16 protein-coding genes are annotated in these 13,389 nt (G+C 61.1%); 9 read left to right on the top strand and 7 right to left on the bottom strand.

All coding sequences use genetic code 11. From position 1 onward, the window contains the following. Positions 1-248: 248 nt before the first annotated feature. A complete protein-coding gene (locus HFO99_RS30950; protein WP_222365506.1) occupies positions 249-1,094 on the bottom strand; it encodes a class I SAM-dependent methyltransferase in 846 nt (281 codons plus the stop codon). 703 nt (positions 1,095-1,797) lie between these two features. Here HFO99_RS30950 and HFO99_RS30955 point away from each other — a divergent pair. From HFO99_RS30955 to HFO99_RS30965, 3 genes are all read left to right on the top strand, one after another. Continuing rightward, a complete protein-coding gene (locus HFO99_RS30955) occupies positions 1,798-3,756 on the top strand; it encodes an adenylate/guanylate cyclase domain-containing protein (RefSeq protein WP_261323417.1) in 1,959 nt (652 codons plus the stop codon). Positions 3,757-3,933: 177 nt separating this feature from the next. Next, positions 3,934-4,299: a hypothetical protein gene (locus tag HFO99_RS30960; RefSeq protein ID WP_222332337.1), complete on the top strand. Its 366-nt coding sequence runs from the start codon at positions 3,934-3,936 to the stop codon at positions 4,297-4,299. Positions 4,300-4,742: 443 nt separating this feature from the next. Beyond that, positions 4,743-5,477, top strand: a complete 735-nt coding sequence (locus HFO99_RS30965; protein ID WP_222365508.1) for a phosphotransferase — start codon at positions 4,743-4,745, stop codon at positions 5,475-5,477. Positions 5,478-5,501: 24 nt separating this feature from the next. Here the strand turns inward: HFO99_RS30965 and HFO99_RS30970 are convergent, their stop codons facing one another. The 3 genes from HFO99_RS30970 to HFO99_RS30980 all read right to left on the bottom strand — a co-directional run bounded on the left by HFO99_RS30970 (position 5,502) and on the right by HFO99_RS30980 (position 7,047). After that, positions 5,502-5,993 carry an SRPBCC family protein gene (locus tag HFO99_RS30970; protein WP_222365509.1) on the bottom strand — a complete coding sequence of 164 codons (492 nt, stop codon included), beginning with the start codon at positions 5,991-5,993 and terminating at the stop codon, positions 5,502-5,504. After that, positions 5,974-6,336 (bottom strand): ArsR/SmtB family transcription factor, encoded by a 363-nt coding sequence (locus HFO99_RS30975; RefSeq protein ID WP_222332339.1) that lies wholly within the window; start codon positions 6,334-6,336, stop codon positions 5,974-5,976. Before HFO99_RS30975 ends, HFO99_RS30970 begins: the two co-directional genes overlap by 20 nt. 69 nt (positions 6,337-6,405) lie before the next feature. Then, positions 6,406-7,047, bottom strand: coding sequence for a dihydrofolate reductase family protein (locus tag HFO99_RS30980; protein ID WP_222365510.1), 642 nt, complete (start codon positions 7,045-7,047; stop codon positions 6,406-6,408). A gap of 148 nt (positions 7,048-7,195) precedes the next feature. Here HFO99_RS30980 and HFO99_RS30985 point away from each other — a divergent pair, with 148 nt between their 5' ends. Both HFO99_RS30985 and HFO99_RS30990 read left to right on the top strand, forming a co-directional pair. Continuing rightward, entirely contained in the window at positions 7,196-7,552 is a 357-nt protein-coding gene (locus HFO99_RS30985; RefSeq protein WP_222299134.1) for an ArsR/SmtB family transcription factor, read from the top strand. Next, the gene (locus tag HFO99_RS30990) at positions 7,527-8,015 is read left to right on the top strand and encodes an SRPBCC family protein (protein ID WP_222299133.1); all 489 of its coding nucleotides are present in this window, start codon (positions 7,527-7,529) and stop codon (positions 8,013-8,015) included. Before HFO99_RS30985 ends, HFO99_RS30990 begins: the two co-directional genes overlap by 26 nt. 221 nt (positions 8,016-8,236) lie before the next feature. Here the strand turns inward: HFO99_RS30990 and HFO99_RS30995 are convergent, their stop codons facing one another. Continuing rightward, positions 8,237-8,629, bottom strand: a complete 393-nt coding sequence (locus HFO99_RS30995) for a nuclear transport factor 2 family protein (protein WP_222332342.1) — start codon at positions 8,627-8,629, stop codon at positions 8,237-8,239. A gap of 125 nt (positions 8,630-8,754) precedes the next feature. Between HFO99_RS30995 and HFO99_RS31000 the strand changes: the two genes are divergently transcribed. Further along, on the top strand, positions 8,755-9,213 hold the full coding sequence (locus HFO99_RS31000) for a MarR family winged helix-turn-helix transcriptional regulator (protein WP_222332343.1): 459 nt from the start codon (positions 8,755-8,757) through the stop codon (positions 9,211-9,213). A 23-nt stretch (positions 9,214-9,236) separates the two neighbouring features. On the opposite strand, the gene HFO99_RS31005 is transcribed toward HFO99_RS31000, so the two are convergent. Next, positions 9,237-11,240, bottom strand: coding sequence for an ABC transporter ATP-binding protein/permease (locus tag HFO99_RS31005; RefSeq protein WP_222332344.1), 2,004 nt, complete (start codon positions 11,238-11,240; stop codon positions 9,237-9,239). A gap of 111 nt (positions 11,241-11,351) precedes the next feature. Between HFO99_RS31005 and HFO99_RS31010 the strand changes: the two genes are divergently transcribed. The 3 genes from HFO99_RS31010 to HFO99_RS31015 all read left to right on the top strand — a co-directional run bounded on the left by HFO99_RS31010 (position 11,352) and on the right by HFO99_RS31015 (position 12,267). Next, entirely contained in the window at positions 11,352-11,540 is a 189-nt protein-coding gene (locus tag HFO99_RS31010) for a hypothetical protein (RefSeq protein WP_222299130.1), read from the top strand. Continuing rightward, a complete protein-coding gene (locus HFO99_RS33710) occupies positions 11,455-11,640 on the top strand; it encodes a hypothetical protein (RefSeq protein ID WP_261316281.1) in 186 nt (61 codons plus the stop codon). Before HFO99_RS31010 ends, HFO99_RS33710 begins: the two co-directional genes overlap by 86 nt. 150 nt (positions 11,641-11,790) lie before the next feature. Beyond that, on the top strand, positions 11,791-12,267 hold the full coding sequence (locus HFO99_RS31015; protein WP_222299129.1) for a nucleoside deaminase: 477 nt from the start codon (positions 11,791-11,793) through the stop codon (positions 12,265-12,267). A 65-nt stretch (positions 12,268-12,332) separates the two neighbouring features. On the opposite strand, the gene HFO99_RS31020 is transcribed toward HFO99_RS31015, so the two are convergent. After that, positions 12,333-13,232 carry a GntR family transcriptional regulator gene (locus HFO99_RS31020; RefSeq protein ID WP_222332347.1) on the bottom strand — a complete coding sequence of 300 codons (900 nt, stop codon included), beginning with the start codon at positions 13,230-13,232 and terminating at the stop codon, positions 12,333-12,335. Positions 13,233-13,389 lie beyond the last annotated feature (157 nt).

The following is a 13,389-nucleotide window of genomic DNA, read 5'->3' on the forward strand; positions in this document are numbered from 1 at the left end:
TCCCGAAGATCATCCGAAAAAGGTTTCGCCATCCAGACCAGCCTCCTGCACCGGCCAGAATGGTGAATCTGATTTGCACCACAAACGGAATCCCTGTTCCGATTCCGACTAAAACAATCCCGCTCTAGGTCTTTGTTTTTAGGCATATCGTTATCGCAAATCCGCTCCACAGTTTTGCGCGACATTCTTTAGGCTCGGCGGCGCGCGACAAGGCGCCACGATTCTGGCTCAAGGAATTCTGCAGCAGCCTACCGCGTGCCTGTGATCACAGTTGCCGTTGAGCGAAGGCGAACCTTTCCACCGCTGACGGATTGTAGCGCCAGTTCCAGCACCTCGCCACGGATCCTCTCCCGTGTCGCCGCATCGGCCCTGGACAGTCCGGCGACCACAGGCGCGGCGATCTCTGTCATGAAGTCCCAGTAGCGCTCAGGGGCATCGTGCACCATCATCGCCGACACTTCTTCCTCGGCGACATCGACAAGGCCCGCCTCTTTGAAGGTCTCGGCCATCATGCCTTCCGCCGAGCAGCGGAACAGGCCCGGAGAACCGGGCGGAGGCGGGGGCATTTCTACGTGGCGGGCAATCGTGCCCATGACCGTGGTCGCCCATGGATTTTTGGCAGGCGTGCTCCAGACTGCGGCGCAGACGCGTGCACCGGGCTTTGCCACGCGCGCCATCTCCCTGGCGGCGGCAGCGACTTCCGGGAAGAACATGAACCCGAACCGGCAGAGGACGGCGTCGAAACTGGCATCGGCAAAAGGCAACGCGCCCGCATCGCATAATTGAGTTTTGAAGTTTTTGAGGCCACGCCTGGCGGCATTTTCGGCGGCGGCATTCAGCATATTTTCCGAGAGATCGGTGACGACAACCTGACCGTCGGGGATTGCGGCGGCCGCCGTCAGGCCGGGTTCGCCAGTGCCGGCGGCTATGTCGAGCACGCTGAAGCCGCTGGAGAGATTGGCGGACCGAAGCATGGCGTCGCCAAATGGCGCGAGCCAACCGAGAACCAGGCTGTCCCATTTCTTCCAGCCGGCCGAAAACTTGTCCCAGGTCTCTCGTTGCTGGTTACGGATATCGTCGAGATTTGCTGACATGCCCCGCCTCCCCCCATGCGCCAACCGACAGAGCCCACACTATGGGCCACTCATGTCGGGATTCAATGGAAATAAGCGCCATTGCGCGGCAAATGCCACGATTGCTGCAATCCGGCGGCAGGTTTGGGCCGGGAAGATGCGAACGCCGCCGCTGCTTGTGAGATCAGCGCACGCTTGCCCCCAACGCCGGCCGGACAGTCGCAGGCAGAAAGTTTGGCCGGAGCGCCGGCTCAACCTCCCTCATCAAGTCACTTCGGCCCGGGGCCTTGTTTGGTTTCGTCGGTGGATGGTGTCCCTGACGCGGGCGTCTGCGCCGTGAGTGTCTCCCTCCGCCCGCCCCACGCTCCGTCCTCCTCGGGCTTGACCCGCGGATCCACACTCTCGCCTCCACTGGCGGCGGGCATGGATCCCAGGCTCAAGGCCTGGGATGACGGAGGGTGGGGTTGCCAGTCTCGCCAAACTCGTCCCCGACGTACTGAGGCACACCGACAACGGTTCAACCATGTATCCCGCTGCTTCGGCTTACGGATGAGCGGACAATCCCATCGAGTTTTCAATGATATCTGCCACAAGCAAACATCTACAGCAGCCGTAGCCAAGGAACTCAACAGCGCCTCACCACCCGCATGACTGCCTTGTGTAAATCCCCAAAAAGCAGTTAGCTGCCATCGTTGGGGACGCTCATTCCTGCACGGCTGCTGAAATGTGTCCGCATTTCGAGGGATATCTCGTGCTCTGGTCCAAACCCCTGAGACTGCACCTCGGCGTCCTCGTCGTCGCATCGCTGCTTTGCACGTCGACGCCGATCATCTGGTTGGCGTTCAGGCAGGGAAGCAATGCTGCAGTCAGCGCCGGCGTGCAGCAGATGCGCGAGATGAGCCTGCGGCTGATCGAGGGATACCGCAATACGCTGCAGGGCGGCACCGAGGCCGTGGCGCTCGCATCGACCCTGCCGCTGCTCGCCTCCCCGCCGCTGCAGGATATCGCGGCAAAACAGCAATTCTTCCTGGAGATCCTGCGCAACGTCCCCAACGCGACGAGCATTTACACCGGCTACCCCGACGGTTCCTACCTACAGGTCATCAACACAGAAAGGCGGGATGTTCGCCAGACGCTGGCGGCACCCGACCGTACGGCTTTCGCGATCAGGACGATCGCCGGGAGACAAGGTGCTGATGTCATCTCGACGCTGCGGTTTCTCGACAGCCAGGCAAGACCGATCGGCGAGCGGGACTTCGACTATGCATCCTTCGATCCCAGGCAACGCCCGTGGTATCAATCCGTCGTTCAGGACGGTGTGCCGGTGTCTGTCGGGCCCTATGTCACCGGTACGCTCAAGGTTCCGACGCTGACGATCGCAGCACCCATGCGGGACAATGGTCAGGTGGTTGTCGGCATCAACATTCACCTGCAGACCATCAGTCGCCTGCTGGACGCGCAGCAGATTTCGCCGCGGGCGCGCGCCTACATCATCGACGATGCCGATGATCTGATCGCCCATTCCGACCCGGCGACCATGAACAGGCTTCTCGGCATATGGTCGAAAAATGCCGATGGCGCCGTTGCCGTCGATACGACGACAGACAGTTACGACACGAGCCTGGAAACGGTGGCGAGGCTCAGGCGCGATCCCGCCTTTGCCAATGGCGGCGTGGCGCGGATCGATCTCGATGGCGAACGCCAGATTCTGCAGATCGCCCCCGTCGGCGTGTCCGGTCTGTTCAAGGGAAGCGTCGCCGCAATCGTCGTGCCTCTGGAAGATCTGGTGGCTGAGGCCAATCGGCTGCTCCTGCACAATCTCCTGATTGCCAGCGCCTTCGTGTTCGCGGGTGTCGCGGCATCGGTGCTGCTGTCGCGCATGGTCAGCCGCTCTCTCTATCGGCTGGCGGACGAGGCACGCAGGATCGGCGATCTCGAGGTCGGCGAGAAAGGTGTCTCCCACTCCTGGATATCGGAGATCAACACGCTGGCAAGCGCGCTGGCGGCAAGCCGCCATGCCATCAGCCAGTTTGCCCTCTATGTTCCGCGTGAAGTCGTCAGGCGGATCGTTAATCCCGAAGGGCGAGCGGTCGCCAAGGCGCAGCGGCAGGATGTGACCGTGCTCTTCACCGACATCAGAGATTTCACCACCATCTCCGAGCAGCATTCGCCCGAAGACGTCGTGGATACACTGTCGGCCTATTTCGAACTCTTGAACACCATCGCCGAGCGCCATGGCGGCACTGTCGTGCAGTATCTCGGCGATTCCATTTTCGTCATGTGGAACGCCCCAGTTCCAGATGCCAGCCATGCCGAAAACGGCTGCCGCTGCGCGCTTGCCATGAAAACGGCGGTCGACGAGCTGAATGAAGTCAACGGTCAGAATGGCCGTCCCGCGCTCGTCACGCGATTTGGTTTGCACACCGGCCCGGCGGTCGTCGGCAGCTTCGGCGCGATTTCCAGGCAGCAGTATACGGCCATGGGCGATACGATCAACGTCGCCTCGCGGCTGGAAGGGCTGAACAAGGAATTCAACACCTCGATCCTGGTCAGCGCCGCCATCCACGATGCTGTCGGCACCCGCTTCGAACTTCGCCCGCTTGGCCTGGTGCAGGTCAAAGGGCGCGCCGAGAAAGTCGATTTATGGGAACTGGTTGGGGGGAGCCCGAGGACGCAGGAATGAAGGAAGGGAAGTGGGCGCCTTCCGGTTGGCGCAGGGCGGCGGCATCAGGTTGCGGTCGTCGAGCAGTTGCTACCAACGACGGCTTTGCGCCAATAGCAGTCATTGCGGCCCGCGTGAAAGGTTGCGCTCACAGTCAGAAACTGCTTTTCTCAGCGGTGCAACCTTAGGCGGAGTGCCATGCCGAACCGAATTCAGATGATTGCTGCTCTCATCGCTACCCTCGCGATCCCGTCTTTGGTCCGGGCTGATGGCGGTGCATGGAACAGAGAAACTTTCGAATACTACGCTTCTGTCATTCGTGAACAGCCGTCGACCCATTCGCGAATTATCCAGGGATGTGCTGAGAACGGGTTGGCGGCGATGACCGATCGAGCACGGGCAGAGGTCGAACGGGATAGCGGAATGCGCGCAGCGAAGGCTATTGCCGAGGTGTGCCGTCGCATGATCAAGGGAATCGCGTCCGGTGCTGTGAGATACGAGGCCTATCGAGCATGGGCGGAGACGCCTGACGACAAGCGGGTAGTCTTTCCCGATTACAAGTGAGGTCCGCTTAGGGCCGGGAGCGGTCGCCAGCCCCGCTGCCCGCGAGATCACTACACACTTGCACCCAACGCCGGCCGGACGCCCACCCCTGCCCGATCCGCCGCTAAGGCAGAAAGTTTGGCGAAAGCGCCGCCTCAACCTCCCTCATTCCTGTGCTTGTCACAGGAATCCAGTGCGCCCAAGTCCTTGGGCGCGGGAGAGTTTTCTCTTTGCAGGAAAGTCACTCACGGCGCGGACGCGCCGTGGCTGGATTCCTGTGACAAGCACAGGAATGAAGGAGGAGAAGTGGGCGCCTGCCAGTTCGTGCAGGTCGGCGCGGCATCAGGTCGCGGTCGTCGAGCAGTTGCTACCAACGGCAGCTTCACCGCCAACGGCCTTTGTGGCGTCGTAAACTTTTTCTATTTCTTCCGTCAATTTAATCATGGCCTCCAAGGGTATCGCCAATGGGATGGGAAGCACTCGGGCAATGGGGTGAAGATGCGGTTCGCATCGAACGGCTCACGGGTGGAGTTGCCAACGACGTGTGGAGCGTTCGCCTCCACGGGCAGATCGCGGTCGCTCGTCTCGGCTCCAGGAGCGACGCTGATCTCGCATGGGAAGCCGAGCTGCTCAAATATCTCGACCGTGAAGGCATGACCGTTCCAGTTCCGATCCCGACGACTGACGGCCGGCTTTTCGTGGACGGTCTGGTGGTGATGAAATACATGGAGGGCGGACCGCCCGAGACGGAGTCCGACTGGCGTCGCGTCGCCGACACGCTGCGCGAGCTGCATCGGCTGACGCAGGGCTGGCCGCAGCGGCCGGGCTGGCGATCGTCGACCGACCTCCTGCATACTGAGACCGGAACGAGGATCAACCTTGCCGCGATGCCGCCTGAGGGCGTTATTCGATGTCGGGCAGCGTGGGCGCGGCTCATCGGGCGTCGGACCTGTGTTGTCCACGGCAACCCCAACAGCCCTGCCAACGTCCGCATGACCGCAGATCGGGTCGCGTTGATCGACTGGGATGAGTCGCATGTCGACGTCCCCGACCTCGACCTGGTGCTGCCCGACAATGCTGCCGGCCTCGACGACGGCGCGCATGACATCGCCGCGCAAGCGGCAGCCGCATGGGAAGCTGCCGTCTGCTGGCCAGACGATTACGCAGTCAAGCGGCTTGCCGAAGTTCGAGCGGTCTAGGCAGTTTGAGTTGAAGGCGGGCTGTCACACGCTCGCGCTGAGCGTGATGAGAAGTTCATCCAACTGCTCGAACTGCTCGGGCATCGCGTCTTCCATGCCGACGAACGATTGGTCGAGCGCTTCCTTCGAGGGATAGAGTTCCTGCAGGACCAGCAGCGTCGTGCCGTCCTCTTCCTCGAAGGTCACCGTGGTAACGGCGCCGTCCCCACCTTCGTCATTGGTCCAGACGAGGCGCGATGGCGGCGACACGTCGAGATACTTGCCGAAGAAGGCCATGGCGTCCGAGGCATCGTGTCCGAACGCGATGCGATAGCTGCCCCCGGTGCGAACATCCATCTCGCAGGAAAGTATGGGCACGCCCATCGACTTCGGCGCCCACCACAGCTTGAACAATTCGGGCTTGGTCCACGCGTCGAATACGAGGCGAACCGGGCCGTTGAAGGTGCGCGTCACCACGAGTTCAAGCTCGGATCTCCGTTCGACCGCCGTGCGGCCGTTACTCGCTCTGTCGCCCATCGACTTTCTCCTTCCGTTTTAGTGCCTCAATGACGTCATCAAGCGCGTCGAAGCGTGCGTTCCAGATCTGGCGGCGCGCTTCGATCCAGGCCGCCTCTTCCTCGAGCCCGCGTGAGCCCAGCCTGCAGGTCCGCACACGCCCGACCTTCTCCGTCGTCACCAGCCCCGCCTGCTCCAGGAGACTGACGTGCTTCTTCATACCCGTGAGGGTCATGTGGAATGTCTCTGCAAGCTCCGTGATCGAAGCATCCGCACTGCCGAGCTGCTCCAGAACGCCGCGTCGCGTGGCGTCCGAGAGCGCGGCAAAGGAGGCGTCAAGGCGGGCTGTCGAAAACTGAACCATATGGTTCAGTGTCTAGCACACGGATCGGCGTCATGCAACAGTGCCGCGAGATCGGCCTCAGGCTAGCGGCTAGCGTTGGAAAGTGAGGTGGATGGTGCCGCTCGATGACGTTTCCGCCTTGACCTTGCAGCCGGCTTCCAGGCCGCGCAGGTCGTCCCACAGGCGGATGCCGTGCCCGAGCAAAATCGGCGTGATGGCAACATGAAGGCGGTCGACAAGGCCTGCTTTGACATAGCCGCGAACGACCGAGGGGCCACCGCCTATCCTCACATCCCTACCGTTTGCGACCCTCACGGCCTGCTGGAGCGCGTCGTCAGGGGTGGTATTGAGGAAGTGAAAAGTCGTCCCGCCGGCCATCGCGATGGAGGGCCGTGGCTTTTGGGTGAGAACGAAGACCGGACACCCGAACGGTGGCTCGTCGCCCCACCAGCCGCGCCAGTTCGGATCGTCGGGAAAGTTGTGGAGACCGAACATGCCGGCACCCATGATCTCGGCGCCCACATTCTCGAAATATTCCTTCGCATATTCGTCGTCGACACCTGTGATCCCCCCTCCCGTCGTATCCTTGAGCACGCGCTCACGGAAGGTTCGCGTTGCCGCATAGGCGCCGACGAGACGCGGCCAGTCCTCGCCGAACGGGGTTTCGGGCGTCTGGTCCGTCGTTGTCGCGAAACCATCGAGCGAGATCATGAGATCGACACGAACGACCATTGGAGTCCTCCTTGAAAGGTGTTGCGCCACGGCGGCCCCTGCATTCGGGATTAAACACTAAGGCGACTACCTTCATATTTCCAGCCGGATACTAAGGCAAGTACCTTTTTATCCTTGACCGCCGCCCCCGACCAATTTACGGATTGATATGCCTTACCATTCGACCCCCCTCGATCTCGCCTTTCACGCTCTCAGCGACCCGACCCGCCGTGCTGTGGTGTCGCGGCTGGTCGAGGGCGAGTTGCCGGTCAGCGCGCTCGCCGAACCTTTCGACATGGCGCTGCCCTCCTTCGCCCAGCATCTCAGGGTGCTGGAAGATTGCGGGCTGATCGCCAGCGAGAAGCGCGGGCGCAGCCGCTGGTGCCGGCTGGTGCAGGCGCGTTTCGACGAGGCGGCGGACTGGATGATATCGGAGCGCCGGCGCTGGACCGAGCGGCTGGATCGGCTCGAAGTCTACCTGGACAAAACCGAAGAGGATGATGAAGGACATGGCAAACCTATTTGAGACATGGTCGCTCGACCGCGAAATCGTGCTGGTGAAGCTGCTCAACCACCCACGCGACAAGGTCTTTGCCGCCTGGATGGACCCCAAGGCGCTTGGCGAATGGTACGGCCCGGCCGGCCTCAGCATCGAGACCCACGAAGCCGATATCCGCGAGGGCGGGGTCTGGCGGTTCGACATGGTGGGTGTGTTCGAGGGCAAGCAGCAGCGCTTCCCGAACCTCATGCGCTTTCTGGAGATCGTGCCGAACGAGCGGATCGTGATGGACTATGGCACGCCCGACCCCGACGACCCCGACCGTTTCCGCGCCACGGTGACCTTCGATGAGCAGACCGACGGCAAGACGGTGCTGACCATGCGCCAGCTCCACCCCAGCGCCAAGCGGCGTCAGGTGGTCATCGGCTTCGGCGCGGTGGAATACGGGCTGCAGACGCTGGATGGACTCGCCGCCTGGCTGGACGGCTGAGCCCTTGGTGGCTCGGTGCCGCTCACGCCAGTTGGCGATGGCGAGGCGGCGTGCAGATCGAGTTGCTAGCTGAAATATCAGACCGGGACCAGCCCGTGGCGGAGCATGATCTCATTGGCCTTGGCGAGGTCCGGTTTACCGGGCACGTTCACCACCTCGGCAATTTCCTCGAAATGACGCCGTCCGATCGTACCCGGCGTTATGGTCGCCCTCGATGAGGATCAGACCGCTCCACTGCCGACGGCATCCCGGATATCGAAGCGGACGATCTTGTCGCCTTGCATGCGGAAGATATGCGTCACGGTCTTGTCCTTCAGGCCATGACTTTGACTTTCCAGTGGCCGGCCATCGAGGTCAAAGACCGACTGGATTACCTCGACAGCGACAGCGCCGTCTGGCGTTTCTTCAAATGCGACCGGCTCGACGTGGGGACTAATGACAGCCCACTGGCGTGTCCAATAGTCGCGCACGGCCTCACGGCCATTGATGTGGCCGCCCTCCATGCCGTTAGCCCAGGCGACATCATCGGAAAGGACGTCAAGGACAGCGTCAATGTCTCTGGCGTTGAAGCTGGCATAGATGCGCTTGATCGTTTCGACATCATTTCTAGACATGTCGTTTCCTCAATGGAGATTGAACCATTCGCTGGGCGGCATCGAATTGACATTGTCTCACGCCGCACATCAAGATACATACGTACATATATATCTCGCGGTCAAGCGCAGGCAAGGGGAACGGAATGAAGGAAGACGTGCTTTCAACGCCGGGGCATCTCATCAGTCTTGCGGCGCGGGGGTTTGTCCGCCTCAGCGAGTCACGCCTTAAGCCGCTCGGCTTCGGTGTCGGCCAGTTGCCTGTCCTGGTGGCGCTGCAAAATGGCAAGGCCAGCACCCAGCGCGACCTCGCCCGCTTTGCCAGGGTCGAGCAGCCGCCGATGGCGCAGACGCTCGCACGCATGCAGAGGGATGGCCTGATTGAGCGCACACCCGACCCGGCTGACGGTCGCAGCAGCCGCATCGTGCTGACGAAAACCGCGCAGGAACGCATGCCTGAGGCAATCACAGCCTTGTTCCTGGGCAATCGTGAGGCATTGACCGGCTTCACGGATGCGGAAGCGGGACAACTTGCCAATCTGCTCAAGCGGCTGATCGAAAATCTGGATCAGATTGCGAGCGCAGAGTCTTCGTTACGCGATTGATGCGTTTTGTGACCAAGCCGACTTCATTTTCCGTTCTGAGGCTGTGGCGCATTACTCGTCGTGCTGCCTTTCGGTGGGGCGCGGCGGTTCTCCAGAACGCGTGACAGCAGATTCGGTTTTCTCTTGCGGTTGATAAGGTCGATGTCGCTGACCAGCTTTGCGCCCCCCCGGCGCCGCTCCAGCGTGATCTTGCGGCTATGGAAGGCTTCCAGCTCGGCGCGATGCGCGACGCTGATAATGGTGACCTCGGGCAATTCATCGATCACCATCTGCATCATCTTGTCCTGGCTCTTCTCATCGAGTGCCGAGGTTGCTTCATCCAGCACGATGATATCGGGTTGATGCAGCAGGAGACGCGCAAAGGCGAGCCGCTGCTTTTCGCCGCCCGACAAGGTCTGGTCCCAGGGCGCCTCTTCCTCGATCCTGTCCTTCAGATAATCCAGTCCCACCTTGTCGAGGGCCGCCTTGATCTCATCCAGCGCCCAGCTATCAGCGGCGCCGGGATAGGCGACGGCACGGCCAAGCGTCCCCGAAGGAATATAGGGCCGTTGCGGCAACATAAACAATCGTCTGTCGGCGCGGAAATCGACGCTGCCGCCGCCCCACGGCCAGAGACCTGATATGGCCCGCACCAGCGTGCTCTTGCCCGATCCGGATTCACCGGCGACGAGCACCCGCTCTCCGGGTTCGATCTCGACCCGGGTTTCCGTGACCACGGCGGTGCCGTCGTCAAGCGACACGGAGAGATCGTTGAGGCTGAGCATCGCCTCGCCTTCGGTTTCACCATGCTTGATGCGCCCGAGCGAGTCGCTCTGTTCGGCACGCTCCAGCCCATCGAGCGACATCATCAGCGAAGCGACGCGCCGCGCGCAGGCGTTCCAATCGGCAAGACGCGGATAGTTATCGACCAGCCATCCGAAGGCGGTCTGGACGATGGCGAAGGCCGAGGCCGCCTGCATGACCTCTCCCAGCGTCATGCTGCCTTCGAGAAATTTCGGCGCGCAAAGCAGGACCGGCACGACGGGCGCAATCAGCATCGAACCGTGCGACACAAATGTCGTGCGCATGTGCTGGCGGGCCAGCAGCGCCCATTGCTTCAGCACATTGCCAAAGGTCTTGTCGAGGTCGTTGCGTTCCTCCTCCTCGCCGCCGAGAAGCGCGATGCTCTCGCCGTTTTCCCGCACATGCGTCAGGGTGTAGCGAAATTCGGCCTCTACCTGGTTCTTGACCTCAGAGACCTGCACGAAATGGCGGCCGATCACCGCGATCACGCTTGAGGTGATCACGGCGTAGAGGACCGCGGTGACGACGAGAAAGCCGGGGATGGTGACGGTCCACCCGCCGATCGGCAAGGTCAGGGCTCCGCCAATCGTCCACAGCACCACGATGAAGGTCGAGGCCGAGAGAAATGCAGCGATGACACCGGCGATGAAATCGACGGGGGATTCGGTGGCAATCCTCAGATCCTCCGAGATGCGCGCCTCGGGGTTCTTGTGATCGCCGCCGATGAGGTTCAGCTGATAATATCGGCCGTTTGCAAGCCAGCGCGCGATGACTGCAGTCGCGAGCCAGGAACGCCAGCGGCGCTGGATCATCATGCGAACATAGACTTGTGCGGTGACCAGTATGACGCTTCCGAGCACGAGCGGCACGAAGACCCCGCTGAGGTAATAGACAGTGCCGGCATCATGCCGCTCTATGGCGTCGAATATCCCGCGGTTCCAGCGATTGATCCCATACTGGAAGCCGACATTCATGCAGATCATCGCCAGCAGCCCGATTGAGAGGGGCCAAGCGAACTTGTCGCCACTGCTGCCCCAGTAGCGGCGCGCGCTGATCCAGAAACGCTTGAGCAGATACCGCCTGCGCGCCTCCTCGGCCTCCTCAGGCGTCAACTCCGGATCGGGTTCAATGACATTCGGCGGCGCCCCGACCTCGACAGCCGATGCCGTCTCCTGGCGTGTCTTATCGGCACCGTGCGGTTCGGTACCGTCGACCGATGTCGGATTGAGTTTAGCGTCGGCCATGTCAGCGATAACGGCTTACATACCGAAATGTTTCATGCTGCCGGCGTCGAACGCGGTCATCAGAGGACTTGTCGAAAAGATCAGGTAGTCGAATCTGGAAATGGGTGTTCAATGAATAACGGTAATTTGATCAACAAGGACATTATCGGACGCAACATCGGCCCTATTTACCCTGAATTGTACTGGGGATTTTTGGGCAATTGGGGGTGGTTAGATGCTTCAAACTCGCAAACTATTGGCAGCCTTGACAGCCATCATCGTGGTCGCGATGTCGTCATCCTGCACTACGGCCTCAAATGACTCGATGCAAACGGGCTCGATTGGTTACGGAAGCGCCGACCTTTCTCTCAGACCAGCTTGCCAAGGTGGTTTCGGCAATGATCGTCCGTGCAGCTATTAACGGCAGAAAGCCGGAAGCGGTGCCTGGGTTTAGACCATTCCGCACCCGTTTGAGAATATGGAAACCCTATCAAAGGGAAGACCGCAGCCCCTTTGAAATTCCCTCGATTCAAGACAAGATCATCCCCGTCCAGCGTCTGGGAGAATCCTGATGGAAAACCACGAGCCGTTTTTGCGCGAGGCAATTGCACTGTCGAAATCCGCGGTGGAAAACGGCGACGAACCGTTTGGCTCAGTGCTGGTGCAGGACGGCGAAGTCATTCTGCGCGCCGAAAACAGCGTCTTCACCGGCCACGATATGACGAACCACGCCGAGATGAACCTGGTCAAACTGGCGGCACAACATTACGACACTGCTTTTCTGGCTGACTGCACGCTCTACACCAGCACGGAGCCGTGCGCGATGTGCTCCGGGGCGATTTACTGGTCGGGCATCGGGCGCATGGTGTTCGCGTGCTCCGAAACGCGGCTTGGCGAAATCGCTGGGATCGGATTGAACGTGCCGAGCCGGGCGGTGTTGCAAACCGGCGCACGCATCGTGACTGTGGTTGGCCCGGACCCCAACCTCGAAGACGAAGCCGCCGAAGTCCATCAGGAATTCTGGCCGAAGCATCTGGGCAAGGCATAGGCTCTTTCGTCCGAACTGCCGCCGGCGGGCCCACCGAAACGGTGCCCGGAGTTGCTCTCTTCCGCTCAGACAGTTTCAGTGGCGATTTGCGGCAGGGATTGCAGCAGGGTCTGGCGGGCGGAGTGCAGATGCGCGCGGCAGGCGATTTCGATCGCCGCCTGATCGCCGGATTCCAGCGCTGCAATATAATCCAGATGTTCGTGGATGGCGCGCTCGTTGCGCGCGCGGGCGGCGGTCTTGTTCCACTGGTAGTGATAGTGGAAGACGATGGCGATGGCATCGTAGAAATCGGCGATGAAGCGGTTTTTCGAGGCGCGGTGGATCAGCAAATGGAAGCGCTCGTCGAGGACGGAGAAATCCTTGAAGCGCTGGTTGATGTCATCAAGCATGGCGTGATGTTCGTCGCGGATGGCGGCAAGATCGGCCCAGCTCTGATTATCCCTGGGCAGCCGGCCGAATTCGGCGGCGGAATGCAGTTCGAACATCTCGCGCACATCGGCAAGTTCGAGGGCGAATTCGCGAGTGAAGCCTTTCAGCGTCCAGTGGCTGTTCGGCCGTTTCTCGATGAGGCCGAAGCGGGAGAAGCGGATCAGGAATTCGCGCACGCTTGTTGTGCCGGTGCCGATCTCGCGGGCAAGCTCCAGCTCGTTGATCTGCATGCCGGGGGCGGCATCATCGGCAAGTATGCGCTGCATGAAGCTGCGCTCGATGATATCATGCAAGGAATCGGTTTCTTCGGAGGGAAAGAGGTCATGGTCTGTGGGTTGGCGCAGCACGATCTTCTGGCGCTTGTTCCAGCGGATGATGCCTTCTTCGCTGAGCCGCGTCAGGATGGCCCGCGCCGTCGAGCGGCTGACGCCGAGTTGGGCGGCGATCTCCGGTTCCGACGGCAGTGCAGTATCCCTGCGCAGCGCTGCGGCATACCTGTTGTAGGCTTCCTTGAAAACCGTATTCTGCCTTGCCACCAGACCCCGCTTTCCGCCCTCGTGACCGTCGCCCGCTTCAAAGCAGGGCAGAACAGACCGGGGCTTGTTCAAACGACCTTTAGCTTGATTCCGGTCGCCTGCGGCTCATTGCCTCCCTCGTCCACAGGATCAATATTCCCGTTGACTTGAAAATGTT

The sequence above is a fragment of the Rhizobium leguminosarum genome (assembly GCF_019798305.1).
Taxonomy (GTDB): domain Bacteria; phylum Pseudomonadota; class Alphaproteobacteria; order Rhizobiales; family Rhizobiaceae; genus Rhizobium; species Rhizobium leguminosarum_U.

Coding starts and splice junctions, on each gene's coding strand:
- HFO99_RS31005 (WP_222332344.1), bottom strand. CDS start 11,240: ATGGCCGACGCTAAACTCAATCCGACATCGGTCGACGGTACCGAACCG.
- HFO99_RS30960 (WP_222332337.1), top strand. CDS start 3,934: ATGCCGAACCGAATTCAGATGATTGCTGCTCTCATCGCTACCCTCGCG.
- HFO99_RS30970 (WP_222365509.1), bottom strand. CDS start 5,993: ATGGGCGACAGAGCGAGTAACGGCCGCACGGCGGTCGAACGGAGATCC.
- HFO99_RS30975 (WP_222332339.1), bottom strand. CDS start 6,336: ATGGTTCAGTTTTCGACAGCCCGCCTTGACGCCTCCTTTGCCGCGCTC.
- HFO99_RS33710 (WP_261316281.1), top strand. CDS start 11,455: ATGCTTCAAACTCGCAAACTATTGGCAGCCTTGACAGCCATCATCGTG.
- HFO99_RS31000 (WP_222332343.1), top strand. CDS start 8,755: ATGAAGGAAGACGTGCTTTCAACGCCGGGGCATCTCATCAGTCTTGCG.
- HFO99_RS30965 (WP_222365508.1), top strand. CDS start 4,743: ATGGGATGGGAAGCACTCGGGCAATGGGGTGAAGATGCGGTTCGCATC.
- HFO99_RS30955 (WP_261323417.1), top strand. CDS start 1,798: ATGTGTCCGCATTTCGAGGGATATCTCGTGCTCTGGTCCAAACCCCTG.
- HFO99_RS30985 (WP_222299134.1), top strand. CDS start 7,196: ATGCCTTACCATTCGACCCCCCTCGATCTCGCCTTTCACGCTCTCAGC.
- HFO99_RS31015 (WP_222299129.1), top strand. CDS start 11,791: ATGGAAAACCACGAGCCGTTTTTGCGCGAGGCAATTGCACTGTCGAAA.
- HFO99_RS30950 (WP_222365506.1), bottom strand. CDS start 1,094: ATGTCAGCAAATCTCGACGATATCCGTAACCAGCAACGAGAGACCTGG.
- HFO99_RS30980 (WP_222365510.1), bottom strand. CDS start 7,047: ATGGTCGTTCGTGTCGATCTCATGATCTCGCTCGATGGTTTCGCGACA.
- HFO99_RS30995 (WP_222332342.1), bottom strand. CDS start 8,629: ATGTCTAGAAATGATGTCGAAACGATCAAGCGCATCTATGCCAGCTTC.
- HFO99_RS31010 (WP_222299130.1), top strand. CDS start 11,352: ATGAATAACGGTAATTTGATCAACAAGGACATTATCGGACGCAACATC.
- HFO99_RS30990 (WP_222299133.1), top strand. CDS start 7,527: ATGAAGGACATGGCAAACCTATTTGAGACATGGTCGCTCGACCGCGAA.